The sequence below is a fragment of the Actinoplanes awajinensis subsp. mycoplanecinus genome (genome assembly GCF_001509495.1).
Taxonomy (GTDB): Bacteria; Actinomycetota; Actinomycetes; order Mycobacteriales; family Micromonosporaceae; genus Actinoplanes; species Actinoplanes palleronii.
The window spans coordinates 43,031-58,398 of sequence record NZ_LLZH01000281.1 but is presented as its reverse complement, the minus strand read 5'-3'; the positions used below and the strand labels follow the sequence as shown (position 1 = coordinate 58,398).

General features: G+C 71.4%; 10 protein-coding genes. 6 read left to right on the top strand and 4 right to left on the bottom strand.

The window, feature by feature from the left end; genetic code table 11:
* Positions 1 to 127: 127 nt before the first annotated feature.
* Positions 128 to 4,081 carry a type VII secretion protein EccCa gene (gene eccCa, locus ADL15_RS28850; protein ID WP_067697748.1) on the bottom strand — a complete coding sequence of 1,318 codons (3,954 nt, stop codon included), beginning with the start codon at positions 4,079 to 4,081 and terminating at the stop codon, positions 128 to 130.
* A gap of 180 nt (positions 4,082 to 4,261) precedes the next feature.
* On the opposite strand from eccCa, the gene eccD reads away from it, so the two are divergent.
* Positions 4,262 to 5,656, top strand: a complete 1,395-nt coding sequence (gene eccD, locus ADL15_RS28845) for a type VII secretion integral membrane protein EccD (RefSeq protein ID WP_067697747.1) — start codon at positions 4,262 to 4,264, stop codon at positions 5,654 to 5,656.
* Positions 5,657 to 5,687: 31 nt separating this feature from the next.
* On the opposite strand, the gene ADL15_RS28840 is transcribed toward eccD, so the two are convergent.
* Together ADL15_RS28840 and eccE are read right to left on the bottom strand one after the other, a co-directional pair.
* Positions 5,688 to 6,365, bottom strand: coding sequence for a hypothetical protein (locus tag ADL15_RS28840; protein WP_067697746.1), 678 nt, complete (start codon positions 6,363 to 6,365; stop codon positions 5,688 to 5,690).
* A 37-nt stretch (positions 6,366 to 6,402) separates the two neighbouring features.
* Positions 6,403 to 7,614, bottom strand: coding sequence for a type VII secretion protein EccE (eccE, locus tag ADL15_RS28835; protein ID WP_083971869.1), 1,212 nt, complete (start codon positions 7,612 to 7,614; stop codon positions 6,403 to 6,405).
* Between the two features lie 163 nt (positions 7,615 to 7,777).
* Between eccE and eccB the strand changes: the two genes are divergently transcribed.
* The 3 genes from eccB (at position 7,778) to ADL15_RS28820 (ending at position 10,992) form a co-directional block, all read left to right on the top strand.
* Complete coding sequence (eccB, locus tag ADL15_RS28830) at positions 7,778 to 9,205, top strand: type VII secretion protein EccB (RefSeq protein WP_338025579.1); 1,428 nt, start codon at positions 7,778 to 7,780, stop codon at positions 9,203 to 9,205.
* A 132-nt stretch (positions 9,206 to 9,337) separates the two neighbouring features.
* Positions 9,338 to 9,694, top strand: a complete 357-nt coding sequence (locus ADL15_RS28825; RefSeq protein WP_067697742.1) for a hypothetical protein — start codon at positions 9,338 to 9,340, stop codon at positions 9,692 to 9,694.
* Positions 9,694 to 10,992, top strand: a complete 1,299-nt coding sequence (locus ADL15_RS28820) for a WXG100 family type VII secretion target (RefSeq protein ID WP_067697741.1) — start codon at positions 9,694 to 9,696, stop codon at positions 10,990 to 10,992. Before ADL15_RS28825 ends, ADL15_RS28820 begins: the two co-directional genes overlap by 1 nt.
* A gap of 57 nt (positions 10,993 to 11,049) precedes the next feature.
* On the opposite strand, the gene ADL15_RS28815 is transcribed toward ADL15_RS28820, so the two are convergent.
* Entirely contained in the window at positions 11,050 to 12,291 is a 1,242-nt protein-coding gene (locus ADL15_RS28815) for an ROK family transcriptional regulator (RefSeq protein ID WP_067697739.1), read from the bottom strand.
* Between the two features lie 212 nt (positions 12,292 to 12,503).
* Here ADL15_RS28815 and mmsA point away from each other — a divergent pair, with 212 nt between their 5' ends.
* Both mmsA and mmsB read left to right on the top strand, forming a co-directional pair.
* Positions 12,504 to 14,051, top strand: coding sequence for a multiple monosaccharide ABC transporter ATP-binding protein (gene mmsA / locus ADL15_RS28810; RefSeq protein ID WP_067697732.1), 1,548 nt, complete (start codon positions 12,504 to 12,506; stop codon positions 14,049 to 14,051).
* On the top strand, positions 14,048 to 15,352 hold the full coding sequence (mmsB, locus tag ADL15_RS28805; RefSeq protein WP_067697730.1) for a multiple monosaccharide ABC transporter permease: 1,305 nt from the start codon (positions 14,048 to 14,050) through the stop codon (positions 15,350 to 15,352). Before mmsA ends, mmsB begins: the two co-directional genes overlap by 4 nt.
* Positions 15,353 to 15,368 lie beyond the last annotated feature (16 nt).

Sequence of the window (15,368 nt, the reverse complement as noted above, 5' to 3'; positions counted from 1 at the left end):
ACCGTCGGACACTTTGCGCCATACCGTAACTGAGGTTTGCCACCCCCAGCAGCCCCGGGCAGCGGCGAACCCGGAAATCCTTCACGATTCCCGTCGATATCGGTCGCCATCTGTCCGATTTGAGTCATCACAATTCGCTCCATGCGGTCTGCACGACGCGATGTCCGTCACGCCGGCGCACCAGGGTGCCGCGGCCCGGCGGCTGCGGGCTGGGCCGCAGGTTGCCGAGCAGCTGACCCTCCTCGCGGTTGCCGGACATCAGCAGACCGGGCGTGTCCAGCTCCCGCATCCGCTGCAGGACCGGCTCGAACATGGCCCGCGCCGCGCCGCCGATCCGGCGGGTGACGATCAGGTGCAGTCCGATGTCCCGGGCCTGCGGCAGCAGGTCGATCAGGGCGCTGAGCGGGTTGTTGCCGGCCGATGCGACCAGGTCGTAGTCGTCGACCAGCAGGAACAGCTCCGGACCCTTCCACCAGTTGCGGGCCCGCAGCTGCTCCTGGGTGACGTCCGGTCCGGGCAGCCGCTTCTCCAGCGCCGACTTGATCGAACCGAGTCCCTTGCTGAACACCTGCGCCGACGGCGCGTAGTCGAGCAGGTGCGACTCGTCGAACGCGCCGAGCAGCCCGCGCCGGTAGTCGGCGACCACCAGCAGCGCCTCCTCGCGGGTGTACCGCTGCGAGATGGACCGGCCGATCAGGCGCAGCAGGTTCGTCTTGCCACATTCCGCGTCACCGAAAATGATCAGATGCGGCTCGGTGGCGAAATCGAGCATGACCGGGGCCAACGCGGCCTCGTCGACGCCGAGCCCGATGCCCGGCGCGGCCGGGTCGATCAGCCGGGCCAGTTCGGCGACCGGCAGCTCGCGCGGCAGCAGCCGGACCTTCGGCGCGGGTTCGCCGGGCCAGGCCGCGGCGATCCGCTTGACCATGTCGCCGGTGGCGTCGCCCAGGTCCTCGATGTCGTGCCGTCCGTCCAGACGCGACACCGCGGCGAGCATGTGCAGCTTGTCCCGGGTCAGACCGCGACCCGGCGACTTCTGCGGCACGTTCGCGGCCGACCGGCGGTCGATCTCCGACTCGCCCGGTTCGCCGAGCCGCAGCTCCAACCGGGTGCTCAGCAGGTCCCGCATGTTGATCCGGATCTCCGCCCAGCGGGCCGCAGTGATCACCACGTGCACACCGAACCCGAGCCCGCGGCCGGCCAGCAGGGTGATCGCCTGCTCCAGCTCCTCGTACTCCTGGCGCAGCGTGTTCCACCCGTCCACGACCAGGAAGACGTCGCCGAACGGGTCGTCGCGGAACTCGCCCGCGGCACGCCGCCGACGGTATCCGGACATCGACTCGACGCCGTTCTCGGCGAAGTGCAGCTCGCGCTGGTCGAGCAGCGCGGTGACCTCGGCGACGGTCCGGCGGACCCCCTCGACGTCCCGGCGGCGCGCCACCCCGGACAGGTGCGGCAGGCCGTCCAGGCTGGCCAGCGCGCCACCACCGAAGTCGAGGCAGAAGAACTGCACCTCACGCGGGGTGTGGGTGAGCGCCATCGAGGACAGCATGGACCGCAGCAGCGTGCTCTTGCCGGACAGCGGAGCTCCGACGATCACCACGTTGCCGCCGGCGCCGTCGAGCTCGACCATCATCGGGTCGCGGCGCTGTTCGTACGGCCGGTCCACCACGCCGACCGGCACGTGCAGCCGGCCACGACCGGCCCAGCCCGCCGTGGTCAGCCCGAACACCGGGTCGACCACCAGGGGCGGGAGGATCTCGTCGAGGCTCGGCGGCTCGCCCAGCGGCGGCAGCCAGACCTGGTGTGCCGGGCTGCCGTGCCCGCGGAGCCGGTCGACCATCACGTCGAGCATGCTCAGCTGCTTGCCGGAGGCCTCCTGCTCGGACTCCGGCGCGGTGATCTGCTCGCCGATCGGTTCCGGCACCGGTACGAAGTCGATGCCGTACGGCACCACCTGCCGCTGCACCACCGCCTGCGAGCGCGTGGCGCGGCCGGCCTGGCGGTAGTCGCCGGACACGTACGCGCCACGGAACCGCAGCATGGTCTGGGTGTCGGTCTTGAGGTAGCCGTGCCCGGGTGCGTTCGGCAGCTCGTACGCGTCCGGCACCCCGAGCACGATCCGGCTCTCCACCGCGGAGAACGTGCGCAGACCGATCCGGTACGACAGGTGCGTGTCCAGCCCGCGCAGCTTGCCCTCCTCCAGCCGCTGACTGGCCAGCAGCAGGTGGACGCCGAGCGAGCGGCCCAACCGGCCGATCATCACGAACAGCTCGATGAAGTCCGGCTTCTTCTCCAGCAGCTCGCTGAACTCGTCACAGATGATCAGCAGGCTGGGCATCGGCTCGAGCGGCTCGCCGTCCTGGCGCGCCTTCTCGTACTCGAAACGGGAGACGTAGTTGCCGGCGGCGCGCAACAGCTCCTGACGCCGCACCATCTCGCCGGCCAGCGAGTCCTTCATCCGGTCGACGAGCGGCAGCTCGTTCTCCAGGTTGGTGATCATGGCGCTGGTGTGCGGCAGCACGTCCAGCGACGCGAACGTCGCGCCGCCCTTGAAGTCGACGAGGACGAAGTTCAGTTCCTCGGACGAGTGGGTGACCGCGAGCGCGCCGACGATCGTGCGCAGCAGCTCGCTCTTGCCGGAGCCGGTGGCGCCGATGATCAGGCCGTGCGGGCCCATGCCCTCGTGCGCCGACTCCTTGAAGTCCAGCTCGATGACGCTGCCGTCCGGTCCGACGCCGAGCGGGATCCGCAGCCGTTCCCGGTGCGGGCGGACCCGCCAGGTGAGCCGGGGGTCCACCGCGCCGGCGTCGCCGACGCCGAGCAGGTCGGGCAGCTCCATGCTGCGCGCCAGCGGCTCGTCGGTGACCGCCGGGGCGGACAGCCGGAACGGCGCGATCTGCCGGGCCAGCGCCTCGACCTGCGGGACGGAGAGCCGGTCCGGCCGGCCGAGCGGGGTGCTCGCGGCGCCCCGGTCGATGCCGACGCTCTCGGCGCCGACGTCCAGGCACAGCAGCCACCGGCCGGCGTCGCGGGGCACCGCCCCGGAGAGGTCCAGCACGGTGGTGCCGAGCAGACCGGAGCCGAGCAGCTGGCAGGTCGGCGTCACTTCACCGCCGTCGAGCACCACGAGTACGTGCGGCGCGGTGGTCAGCGGCCGCGCGTCCGCGCTGTGCCGGGGGCGGCTGCCGAGGTCCTCGCCCAGGGCGGCCTCCGCCTCGGCGAGAGTGCTGAAGACCATCCGCCGGCCACCGGCCGCATCGGTACGCCGGGTGTTCTGTGCGTGCGGCAGCCACTTCACCCAGTCCCACACCGGCTGCCGGTCCGCCGCCGCGACCACGACGACCAGCAGGTCGTCCGGCGCGTGGAAGGTGACCAGCTGGCCGAGCAGGGCACGGGCCATGCCCAGGACCGGGTCGCGCTCGCCGCGCAGCACGATCCGGCTGAACGCGCGCACCGACAGCGCGATCGGCAGTCCGGGGATGCTGGACTGGGCCCGGACGAACCGCCGCAGCGCGACGGCCGTCATCGGCTCCAGGTCCTCGACCGGCTTGGTCTCCGGCGGGACGATCTGGATCGCCAGCCGCTGCGAGCCGACCGCGACCCGCACCTCACCGAAGTCGTCCTCGGTGATCCGGCGCTCCCACAGCCGCCGGGACGCGGCGATCGACCACAGCGCGTCCGGCTCGGGGTGCTTCCAGGTGGTCGCGGAGCGCTGCTGCGCAGCCGCGCGACGGGCCCGCTTGCGCATCTGGGCCAGGTACCGCATGTAGTCGCGGCGTTCGGCGTTCAGCTCCGCCTTGGAGTCGTTGTTGCCGCCACCCATGGTGCCGACCGCCATGCCGAGCATCGAGACGCCCATCAGGCCGCCCGCCACCCACATCATGGTGCCGCCGCCCTTGCCGGCGTACAGGAACGCCATCGCGCCGACGCCACAGATCATCGGCAGCACCATCAGCATCTGCCCCATGCTGCGGGGAAGCGCCTCGGGAATTTCGGGCGGCGACTCCAACAGCAGTTCGCCGCGTGGCATTTGCGGGCCCATGCGCCTGGGCGGGCGTCGGAACAGCACCGTACTCACGACGGGTCACCTCCCCCGGATGTCCGTCTGCCGGCTGACGCCGATCTCTTTGGGTGGGCATCGTACGCGCACGACATCATAGGTACGCTGCACCGGTCGTGCGCGTGCCCCATCGATGGACGTGGTCGGTGAGGGTGACGGGCACCGGACATACGCGACTTCAACGGCACGGGGGCGAATGTGACGAGCAGCATCGTGGGCGGTCTCACCCGGGTCACCATCGTCGCGCCACGGACCAGGATGGATCTGGCGCTGCCGGCCGACGTGCCGATGGCCGACCTGCTTCCGATCCTGCTGTGGCACGCCGGCGAGGACCTCGCCGACGAGGGCGCCAAGAACGGCGGATGGTCGCTGAACCGGCTCGGCCAGTCGCCGCTGGACTCCAGCCGGACATCGATGGAACTCGAGATCCGCGACGGTGAGGTGCTCTACTTCACCCCGCGCAACGCGGCCGCGCCCGAGGTCCTCTTCGACGACGTGGTGGATGCCGTGGCGACCGGCACCCAGAACCGCTCGGGCCGCTGGGAGGTCAAGCACACCCGGCGGTTCGCCGTGGTGTTCGCGGCGACGATGGCCCTGGCCGGGGCGGTGGCCGTGCTCTTCTCCGGCCCGCCGCAGCTGCCCGGCGGGCTGGTCGGGCTGTTCGCCGCGATCGCCCTGCTGGCCACCGCGGCCGTGCTGTCCCGGGCGGCCGGGCACACCACCGCGGCCACCCTGGTCGCGCTCGCCGGGCTCGGGTACGCCGCGGTCGGCGGCCTGCTGGTGCTCGGCGGTGACCGCAAGCTCGGCGAACTGGCCGCGCCGCACGTGCTGCTCTCCGCGGTGACCCTGCTGGTGGCCGCGGCGGCCGCCACCGTGGCGGTCGGCGCGTCCGGGCCGTTGTTCCTGGGCACCATGGGCGTGGCCGGGGCGCTGGCCCTGGGCACCGGCGTCTGCCTGGCGTTCGGGGTGGCCCCCGGTGCGGGCGCCGCGGTCGCGGCCGCGCTGGCGTTCGCCGTCGTGCCGTCGCTGCCGCTGCTGGCGTACCGGCTGGCCCGGCTGCCGATCCCGTCGGTGCCGACCGGCCCGGACGACCTCAAGACCGACGACGACTTCGTCGACGGCGCCCGCATCCTGATGCTCAGCGACCGCGCCGACCGGTTCCTGACCGGCCTGATCGCGACCGTGGCGACCATCATCTGCGGCGCGTCGCTGGTGCTGGTCCTCGACGGCGACGCGCCGAACCTGGCGCTGTGCGCGGTGTTCGCGCTGCTCCTGCTGCTGCGGGCCCGCCCGCTGCTGACGCAGGCCCAGCGGCTGCCGATGCTGGGTGCCGGCAGCCTGGCGCTGGCCCTGGCCGCGTACGGGCTGTACCACCAGGGTGGACCGGCGCTGCGGCTGACCGCGGTGACCGGTGGCCTGGTGGTGGCGGCCGCGATCAGCCTGGTCTACGGCACCGCGGTGGCCGGCCGGCGGATCTCCCCGGTCTGGGGACGGCTGCTCGACATCGCCGAGATCCTGCTGATCGTCGCCGTCGTGCCGCTGGCCGCCTGGGTCTGCGGCCTGTACGGCTGGATCACCACGGTCAAGTCGTGAACCCGGGGCCCCCGGTGACGGGGGCCCCGCCTCACGTGGTCAGGCCCAGGTGCTGGCGCTCGGTGGCGGTCGGCGTGAGCCACACGTAACTGGCCGTGTCCGCCTGCACCACGCCGACCATGTCCGGGTTCAGCACCGCGAGCGGGTCCACTGCTCGTACCGGAAGCCGGAGGCTGGAGACCGCGACCGAGACCTCCTCCGCCGTCAGGCGGGAGAAGACGTAGGCGTCGGCGTCGGCGACCGTCCGGGCGTTGCTCACACTCAGGTCCGGCAGCAGGGTCAGCCGGGTGTGCCACGGCTGCTCCGGCGTGGTCACCGACAGCGCGGCGGACCCGAGGTCCAGCACGATCAGCGCCGGCTGGGTGGCGTCGGACGGGATCGGCGGGACCACGTTGCCCTCGGTCATCAGCCACAGCCGGTCGGACCGGCCGGTGGCCCACTCGCCGAGGCCCTGCCAGTGCGCGGGCGACTCGGTGCGCACCACCACCCGGGCGCCCATGGCGAGTGCCCGGAAGACCAGCAGCCGGCCCAGCGCCAGCTTGCCGATCAGCGCGATCCGGGTCCGCTCGGGCCGGAACATCGGCACCGTCGCGACGCTGCCGTCCTGCACCCGGCCCAGGACCAGCCCGGTCGGACCGGCCGGCAACGGCTGCACGGCCGGCGACGCGGGGTCGGCGGCGTGCCGCAGCATCAGGGTGTTGTCGCTCACTTCGTCGGCCTCCCGGTCGTCAGGCGCGTGCAGGGTCTCACAGCGGGCCGGCCGCGGTGGGTGCGGCCGCGTAGACGCCCACGGCCTGCTGCCCGTCGAGGCGCTGCATGCTCACCCCGGCCTGGTCGGCCCGGGCCCGCACCCAGGTGCCGACCTCCTCGAGGCCGTCCGGCGCCGCGGCGACCCGCAGCACGCCGCTGAGCGTCAGCGCGCCCTCGGCGGCCGGTGCCATCCGCACCGCGACGGTGGTCGAGGTGACCGGGCCCTGCGCGGTCTCCTGCAGCAGCCCGCTGAGCGAGCGCGGCGGGATGCCGGTCAGCGCGAAGACCAGGTGCCCGGCCTCGCCGCTGACCCAGCGGGCCCACTCCTCCCGGGGCGGGGTCGGCGATCCGGTCAGGCCGGCCGCGGTGGCGATCGCGGCGGTCAGCTGGTCGGCATCGAGGATGCGATATGTCACATCGCCGCCGCGCAGGGCCTTGCCGACCCGGCCGGCGAACGCGGTGAGCGCGCGGTGCACGCCGTCGATCCCGCCGCCGCGCGCGGCCGACGCGGTCCGCGCGTCGCGCGGATCGAGCCGGATCACCACCCAGATCTGCCGGCTGGCCGGCACCGCCTCACCGTTGAGCAGCTCCAGGTACGACTGCACGGCCGGCGCCGACCGGTGCAGCAGCGCGCTGGGACCGGGCACGGTGTGCACCACGATCTGGATCGCGGAGGCCGGGTTGCCGCTGGTGGTGACGGCGGCCAGCCGTTCCAGCACCGGGATCGGCAGGGCGTGCGGCTGCTGCCGGGGCAGCGTCACGGCCAGCGCCACGAAGAAGCCGTCGCCGTCCTGGCCGATGCCGACCTGGTTGCCGCGGTCGGTGATCTGGGCGATCCGCAGGTCCGGCGCCAGGGCCGCGAGAGCCGCCGGGAGCGCACCGGTGCGGGTCTGCGCGGCCGCCGCCGCCGACCGCCGGGCGCGACGCTTGAACCGCCGGTTGACCAGCAGGTGCTCGAACCACCACCGGCCCTGACGGCGGCCGAAGCCGGCGATCAGCACCAGTGCCGCGGCGCCGCCGACCACGCCGACGATCCACATCGGCTGGTGCAGGCTCAGCGCCACCGCGAGGGCCGCGATCTCGACCGCGATCACCTGTCCGACGTGCAGGCCGGCGATGCGCCCTGTCCGCCGTCGAGCCGGGGACGCCGGTCCTCCGGCCGCGACCGGCTCGCTCCCCCGGGTCGGTTGCGCCTGGGTAATCGTCATCCCCCGCGTTCTCCTTCTCGACCGTGCCCCGCTGTCCGGGCCAAGCGTGTGTCACACGCCGCCCGGCGGACCCTTATCGTAGGGAAGCTCCGCGGAGCCGGTAGGGCCGCGGCGGGGGTGCTTCCGGACTTTCTCCGGGTGTATTGGCGGATTCGGCTCGGAGGTGACCGTGCGCACGCGGCGGGAGCAGGTTCAGGCGTACCGGTTCGTGACGCGGCGGATCGTATCCGCCATGTTGTCCGGGGAACCGGAGAGTAACGAGCTACCCATGCGCCGGCTCGGCATGGCGCTGTTCGCCAGCGCCATGGTCGGCGCGATCGTGCTGGCCGGGCTCGGCGTCTACGGTCTGGTGACCGGGAAGCAGAGCGGGCTGTCCGACCAGGCACTGGTCATCGAGAAGGAGACCGGTGCGAAGTACGTCTATCTGAACGGCAAGCTGTACCCGGCGCTGAACTACACGTCGGCGCGGCTGGTGCTGGACTCGGAGGCGCCGGACGTCCGCACCATGTCGCAGAAGTCGTTGCAGGGCCTGCCCCGGGGTCTCCCGGTGGGCATCGCCGGCGCGCCCGACGCGCTGCCGGCGGCCGGCAACCTGCTCGGCCTGCCGTGGCAGGTGTGCCAGGCGGCCAGCGAGACGACGGCCGGCGGCTCGGTCTCGCGCGCCGTGATCGGGCGCGAGCTGCCCGGCGCGGCGCCGCTCGGCGAGCGGGGCCTGCTGGTCAGCTCCGGTGACGCGACCTATCTGGTGTGGCACAACACCCGCCTGCGGATCGCCAGCACCGCGGTGATGGCGGCGCTCGGCCTGACCTCGGCCACCCCGGTCGAGGTGGACGAACCGCTGATCAACGCGATCGCGGCCGGCCCCGACCTGGAGCCGCTGGCGCTGCCCGGCAAGGGGCTGCCCAGCTCCAAGCCGATCGGTGGCGCGTCGGCACTGGTCGGCGACCTCTTCCAGTCCGCCGGGCAGTACTACGTGCTGACCCGTACCGGTCTGGTCACGATCGGCGAGGTGAGCGCCCGGCTGGCGCTGGCCGGTGGTGGCAGCCCCCGGCAGATCACCCCGGACCAGGTCGGTGGCGCACTGGTGCGGGAGAGCGTCGAGCCGGCGGGCATGCCGCCGGCGATGCCGGCGCTGAACAATCTGCCGGCGCCGGTGGCGGTCTGTGTCGCGGACCGGGACACCGCCGGCCGGATGCCGCTGACCACCACGGTCGAGGTCTTCAAGACGCTGCCCCCGGATCTGCAGACCGCCACCGCCGACGCGGTGGCCGGCCAGCAGGGCGCCCGCGACCAGGTGCAGACCGTCGACCAGGTGGTGATGACCGGTGGCCGGGCCGCCGTGGTGCGCGCGATCGCGGGCAGCGGTGAGTCCTCGGGCACCGCGGTCTACCTGGTGGCCGGCGGGGTGCGGTACCCGTTCGGCGAGCGCAACGGCGACGCGCGCAAGGCGCTCGGGTACGGCGGGGTGACGCCGACGCCGGTGCCCGCCGCGATGCTGACGCTGGTGCCGACCGGGCCCACGTTGGACATCGCCGCCGCCAAGGCGTTCGCCACGACGCAGGCCGCTCCGGCGGCATCGACCGGATCATGAGGAATGTCCTGACAAATAGCGACAGGTCTATAGGCGGTCGCTTCGCTGGCCGGGATCCATTAATCTGACGTCTGCACAGCGAACGACAGTAGATCGCCGATGCGGTCGCGCAGATCGAACGGGGATGACGCGATGACCGACCAACGCACCACGGTGGATGTCCTCTCGTTGGAGGATTTCCACGACACACTCACCGCCCGGCTGGCCGAGGCCGAGTTCGTGCTGCGCCAGCTCGACAACGAGCTGGCGTGCCGGCCGCCGCAGCTGGGCGAGTTCGCCGACGCGAACGCCGGCGCCAAGCGGTACAACGAGTTGCTGCAGGAGCACCGTTCCCGGGCGCTGAGCCTGCGGGCGGCGATCGTGGCCGCCAAGGAGGCGACCACCACGATCATCGCGAACTACAGCACCACGGAGGCGCGCAACCGCGCCAACGCCGAGGCCATCGGCTCGGCCCTCACCGGTGTCTACACGGCCCTGGAGGGCGAGTAATGGCTGACGAGTTCTACGCCAAGTACGAGGGCGTGAGCCACGAGAAGTTGTACAACGACCTCAAGGCCGGTGACCCGGGCCAGATCGACGGACTGGCCGCCAAGTGGTCGGCGATGACGAGCACCCTGGCCGACCTGGCCCGGGCCCTCGACACCGATCTGGGCAAGCTCTCCGGGTCGTGGGACAGCACCGGTGGCGCCGAGTTCAAGCAGCGGCTGTCGCTGGTGTCCGGGCACGCCCAGACGCTGAGCGAGGAGTACCAGCGGTTCGGCACCGGGCTCACCGAGCAGGCCGCCGTGCTGCGCTCGGCACAGGCCAAGGCCGAGGACCCGGCGGAGACCGACGACAACGACAAGGCGATCTCCGGGGCGTTCAAGGGCGGCCTGGTCGGTGGCGCGCCCGGCGCGCTGATCGGCAGCATCTACGGTCGTCAGCAGGACAAGGCCGAGCAGGACAAGGCGCACAACCGCATGATCGAGCTGGTCGCGGGCCTGGCGGCGTCCTACCAGACGGCCGAGGGCTCGACGTGGGCGCCGCCGCTGAAGCCGGTCGACCCGGGCCTGCCGCGCAGCATCAACGACGACGGCTACAAGGCGACGTCGGTCGGCACGTCCGCCGCGGTCAGCAGCGCCGGGTCCACCGGGCTCGGCGGGCTGAAGTCCGAGCGCACCATCGCCACGCCGACGCACGCCTCGACCGGGCCGGACATCGGCACCGGTGGCGGCGGTGACCACGCGACGACCTCACCCACCCTGGGTGTCGGCGACGAGCCGCCCGGCACCGGCCTGGCCGGCGCGGGTGGTGGCGGCGGCACGACCGGTCCGGGCACCAGCCCGGGTCTGATCACGGCCGGCGGCGGCTCCTCGCTGACCGGTGGCAGCGGCAACGGCTGGCTCGCGGCCGGTGGCGGGCTCGCGCTCGCCGCCGGTCTGGTCGGTGGCGCCGCGCTGCTCACCAACGGCTCCTCGGGCGCCGGTGTGCAGGGCGCCAACCCGCCCGGCGGCCGGTCGATGTCGGCCGGTGGCAGTGGCGGCGGGCGTGGCGGCGAGACGGCTCGCGCGTCGTCGTCCGGCGGTCACGGTGCCGGCAACGGGCCCGGTGCCGGTCGCGGGACGGCCGGTGACCTGGGTGTCCGGGACGGCTTGCACGGCAAGGGCGGCCAGGTCCCGGGCAACGCCGCCGGGCGTGGCGCGGGCCGGGGCGACGAGGACGAGGCCGACGAGCGCACCACCTGGCTGACCGAGGACGAGATGGTGTGGGGTGGCAGCAACGCCGCTCCCCCGGTTCTGGGCGGCTGACCAGGCTGTTCGTCCGAAAAGGCTCGTCCGCGTCTCACGCGGGCGAGCCTTTTCCGGTCAGAGCGACAGCAGCTCGGACACCTGCGGCGAGTAGGTGTCGTAGAGGACCAGGGCGGCCGCACCGATCACGGCGGCGCCCGGGCCGAGCGGCGACAGTTCCACCTTCACCGTACGGATACGACGGGCCAGCGTGCGGGTCGCCAGCGCCCGTTCCGCCGCGCTCCGGAACCGGTCCTCGATGTGCCGCAGGCCGTGCCCGCCGAGCACGAACAGGTCCACGTCGACCACGTTCGCGACGTTGACCACCGCGGTGGCCAGCCGCTCGGCGGCCGCCTCGATGATCTCCACGGCCAGTGGCTCGCCGTCGGCCGCGGCCAGGCGCAGCGCGTCGTAGTCCACCGAGGCCGGGTCGTCCTCGAACAGCTTCGCGAGCCGGGATTTCCGGCCGGCCCCCGCGGCCAGCCGGCGCCGGGTCTCGCCCACCAGGGCGGCCGGGCTGATCAGGCTCTCCAGGCAGCCCCGGTTGCCGCAGTAGCAGGGCGGACCGACCTCCTGCACCGAGGTGTGCCCGAACTCGGCGGCGTTCATCGATCCGCCGCGGTAGATCTGGTGGCTGAGGATGAGCCCACCGCCGATGCCGGCGCCGAAGAAGAAGTACGCGAAGTTGCCCACCCCGCGCCCGGCGCCCGCCCAGCGTTCGCCTATCGCCGCCGCGGTCGCGTCGTTGTCCAGGGTGACCGGCATGCCGGTCGCCTCGACCAGCATCTTCTTCAGCGGCACCCGGCCCCAGGTGGGCAGCAGCGGGGGCACCACCAGGATGCCCAGGGACTGGTCGATCGGTCCCGGGGTGGCCAGGCCCAGGCCCAGCACCTGGTCGTGCCGCAGGCCGGCCGCGGCGAGCACCTCGCCGACGATCTCGGCCACCGCCTCGGTGATCCGTTCCGGGTCGGCGTCCGGCGGGGTGGGCCGCTGCATGGTGACCAGCGGCTGGCCCAGCAGGTCGACCACCACGCAGGTGATCTGGACCGGGTCGAAGTGCACACCGACCGCGAGACCGGCGGCCGCGTTGATCCGCAGGCGGGTCCGGGGTTTGCCGCCGGAGGACGACTCGGCGCCGTCCTCCCGGACGATGCCGTCACCGATGAGCCGGCGGACGATACTGGACACGGTCTGCGGGGTGAGACCGGTGAGCTGGGCGATCTCCACACGGCTTATGCCGTCGGCGTGCTGGATCTGGTCGAGTACGACCGCTTGGTTGTACTGACCGACCTTTGGAAGATTCGTCCCTGTTCGTCGCACGCGCGAGCCTCCATCGAGCTGTTACCAACATGATGCCGCCTCGCGTTGACTTAGTAAAACAATTGGATTTACAGTCCCGGCACAAGAAAGTTTCCGTCTCGAAAAGACGGGGCCAGCCTCGAGTAGAGCTACCCCGGCTGCTTCGACAGCTGTACGAGCCCAGCCGCCCCCGGGCGGATGACGGTCTTCGTCTGGCACCCCTGGAGGCGAACATGGGCGGCGCTCCGCCGTTGCTGGAGATGCGAGGCATCACCAAGGAGTTCCCCGGCGTCAAGGCGCTGTCGAACGTCAACCTGGTGGTCGGCTCCGGCGAGATCCACGCGATCTGCGGGGAGAACGGTGCGGGGAAGTCGACGCTGATGAAGGTGCTCAGCGGCGTCTACCCGTACGGCTCCTACAGCGGATCGATCCTGTACCAGGGTGCGGAGACCAAGTTCTCCGACATCCGGGCCAGCGAGAACGCCGGAATCGTGATCATTCACCAGGAGCTCGCGCTGGTGCCCGGCATGTCCATCACCGAGAACATCTTCCTCGGCAACGAGCCGCGCCGGTTCGGCCGGATCGACTGGCAGGCCGCGAACCGTCAGGCCCTCGAGCTGATGGCCCGGGTCGGGCTCAGCGAGGACCCGGACACCCTGATCAAGGACATCGGCGTCGGCAAGCAGCAGCTCGTCGAGATCGCCAAGGCGTTCGCCAAGGACGTCAAGCTCCTCATCCTGGACGAGCCGACCGCCGCGCTGAACGAGAACGACTCGCAGCACCTGCTGGACCTGCTGCGCGGGTTCCGGTCGCGCGGCATCACCTCGATCATGATCTCGCACAAGCTGAACGAGATCGAGGCGGTCGCCGACTCGATCACGATCCTGCGCGACGGCAAGTCGATCGAGACGATCGACGTCAAGGGCGAGGGCGCCGACGAGGACCGGATCGTGCGCGGCATGGTCGGCCGTGACCTCAACAGCCGGTTCCCGGACCACGAGCCGAAGATCGGCGAGGTGTTCTTCGAGGTCCGCGACTGGACGGTCCGGCACCCGATCTCCGCCGACCGGCTGGTCTGCAAGAACTCGAACTTCACCGTGCGGCGTGGCGAGATCGTCGGCTTCGCCGGTCTGATGGGCGCCGGCCGCACCGAGCTGGCGATGAGCATCTTCGGCCGGTCCTACGGCGTCTTCCTCGATGGCACGATCATCAAGGACGGCAAAGAGGTCAAGCTCAAGAACGTCTCGGACGCCATCGCGAACGGCCTGGCGTACGTCAGCGAGGACCGCAAGGCGGTCGGCCTGAACCTGCTCGACGACATCAAGACCTCGGTCGTCGCCGCCAAGCTCTCCAAGATCACCAAGCACGGTGTCCTGGACGAGGCGGCCGAGTACCAGCAGGCCGAGGAGTACCGCAAGAACCTGCGGATCAAGACCCCGACCGTCGATGAGGGGGTCACCAAGCTCTCCGGTGGCAACCAGCAGAAGGTCGTCCTGGCGAAGTGGATGTTCACCGACCCGGACCTGCTGATCCTCGACGAGCCGACCCGTGGCATCGACGTCGGCGCGAAGTACGAGATCTACGGCATCATCCAGCGGCTCGCCGACGAGGGTAAGGGCGTCATCGTCATCTCCTCCGAGCTGCCCGAGCTGATCGGGCTCTGCGACCGCATCTACACCGTGTTCGAAGGCTCGATCACCGGCGAGATCGCCCGGCGTGACGCCGCACCCGAACTCCTCATGAAGCAGATGACCTCGATGAAGAAGCTGGCCACGTCATGAGCCGATTTAAAGAATTGCAGAAGAACCTGTTCGGGGGCGGTACCTCGAACGCGCGCCAGTTCGGGATGATCTTCACGCTGCTGGCGATCATCGTGTTCTTCCAGGTGAAGACGGACGGGCTGACGCTCACCTCCGGCAACCTGATCGCGCTGACCCAGCAGTACGCGTACATCTCGATCCTGTCCATCGGCATGCTGATGGTGATCGTGGCCGGCCACATCGACCTGTCGGTCGGCTCGGTCGCCGCGTTCACCGGCATCATCGTGGCCAAGGCGATCACCGAGCACGACGTGCCGTGGCCGCTGGGCATCCTGCTCGGCCTGGTCGTCGGCGCGGCGATCGGCGCGTGGCAGGGCTTCTGGGTGGCGTACGTCGGCGTACCGGCGTTCATCGTCACGCTGGCCGGCATGCTGCTGTTCCGCGGCGGCAACCAGTACATCGGCGACGCCAGCACGGTGCCGGTGCCGGAGGGCTTCCGGGAGATCGGCTCCGGCTACCTGCCGGAGTTCGGCCCGAACACCGGGTACAACAACTGGACCCTGATCCTCGGCCTGCTCGCCTGCCTCGCGGTGATCTGGCGGGAGCTGCGCGCCCGGCAGGTCCGGCAGCAGATGGTCGGCGCCGAGCCCAGCCCGCTGTGGATCGCGATCCTGCGGATGGCCCTGATGGTCGCCGTGATCGTCTTCGCGACGCTGCGCTTCGCCGGTGGCCGGGTCGGCACCAGCTTCCCCATCTCGGGCATCATTCTGGCCGTTCTGGTGATCGCGTACTCGTTCTACACCCGGAACACCTCAGGTGGCCGGCACATCTACGCGGTGGGTGGCAACTCCCGCGCCGCCGAGCTGTCCGGCGTCAAGCTCCGCCGGGTCAACTTCTACGTCATGATGAACATGTCGGTCCTGGCCGCTCTGGCCGGCATGATCTTCGTGGCCCGGTCCGCGGCCTCCGGCCCGCAGGACGGCAACGGCTGGGAACTCGACGCGATCGCCGCCGTCTTCATCGGTGGCGCGGCAGTCGCCGGTGGCCTCGGCACGATCAGCGGCGCCATCGTCGGTGGTCTGGTCATGGCAGTGCTGAACAACGGCCTGCAGCTGATCGGCACCGGCTCCGACAAGGTCCAGATCATCAAGGGTCTGTTCCTGCTCGGCGCGGTCGCCCTGGACGTCTACAACAAGAAGCAGGGCAAGTTCTCGATCGTCGGTGCGTTGACGAAACCGTTCCGCCGCGACGAGCCGGTCACCCCGGCCGCGGCGCCGGTCGTCGAGCGCGTCGCCGACGACAAGACCCCCGCTTCCAACTGACTTCTCTCACTCCCAG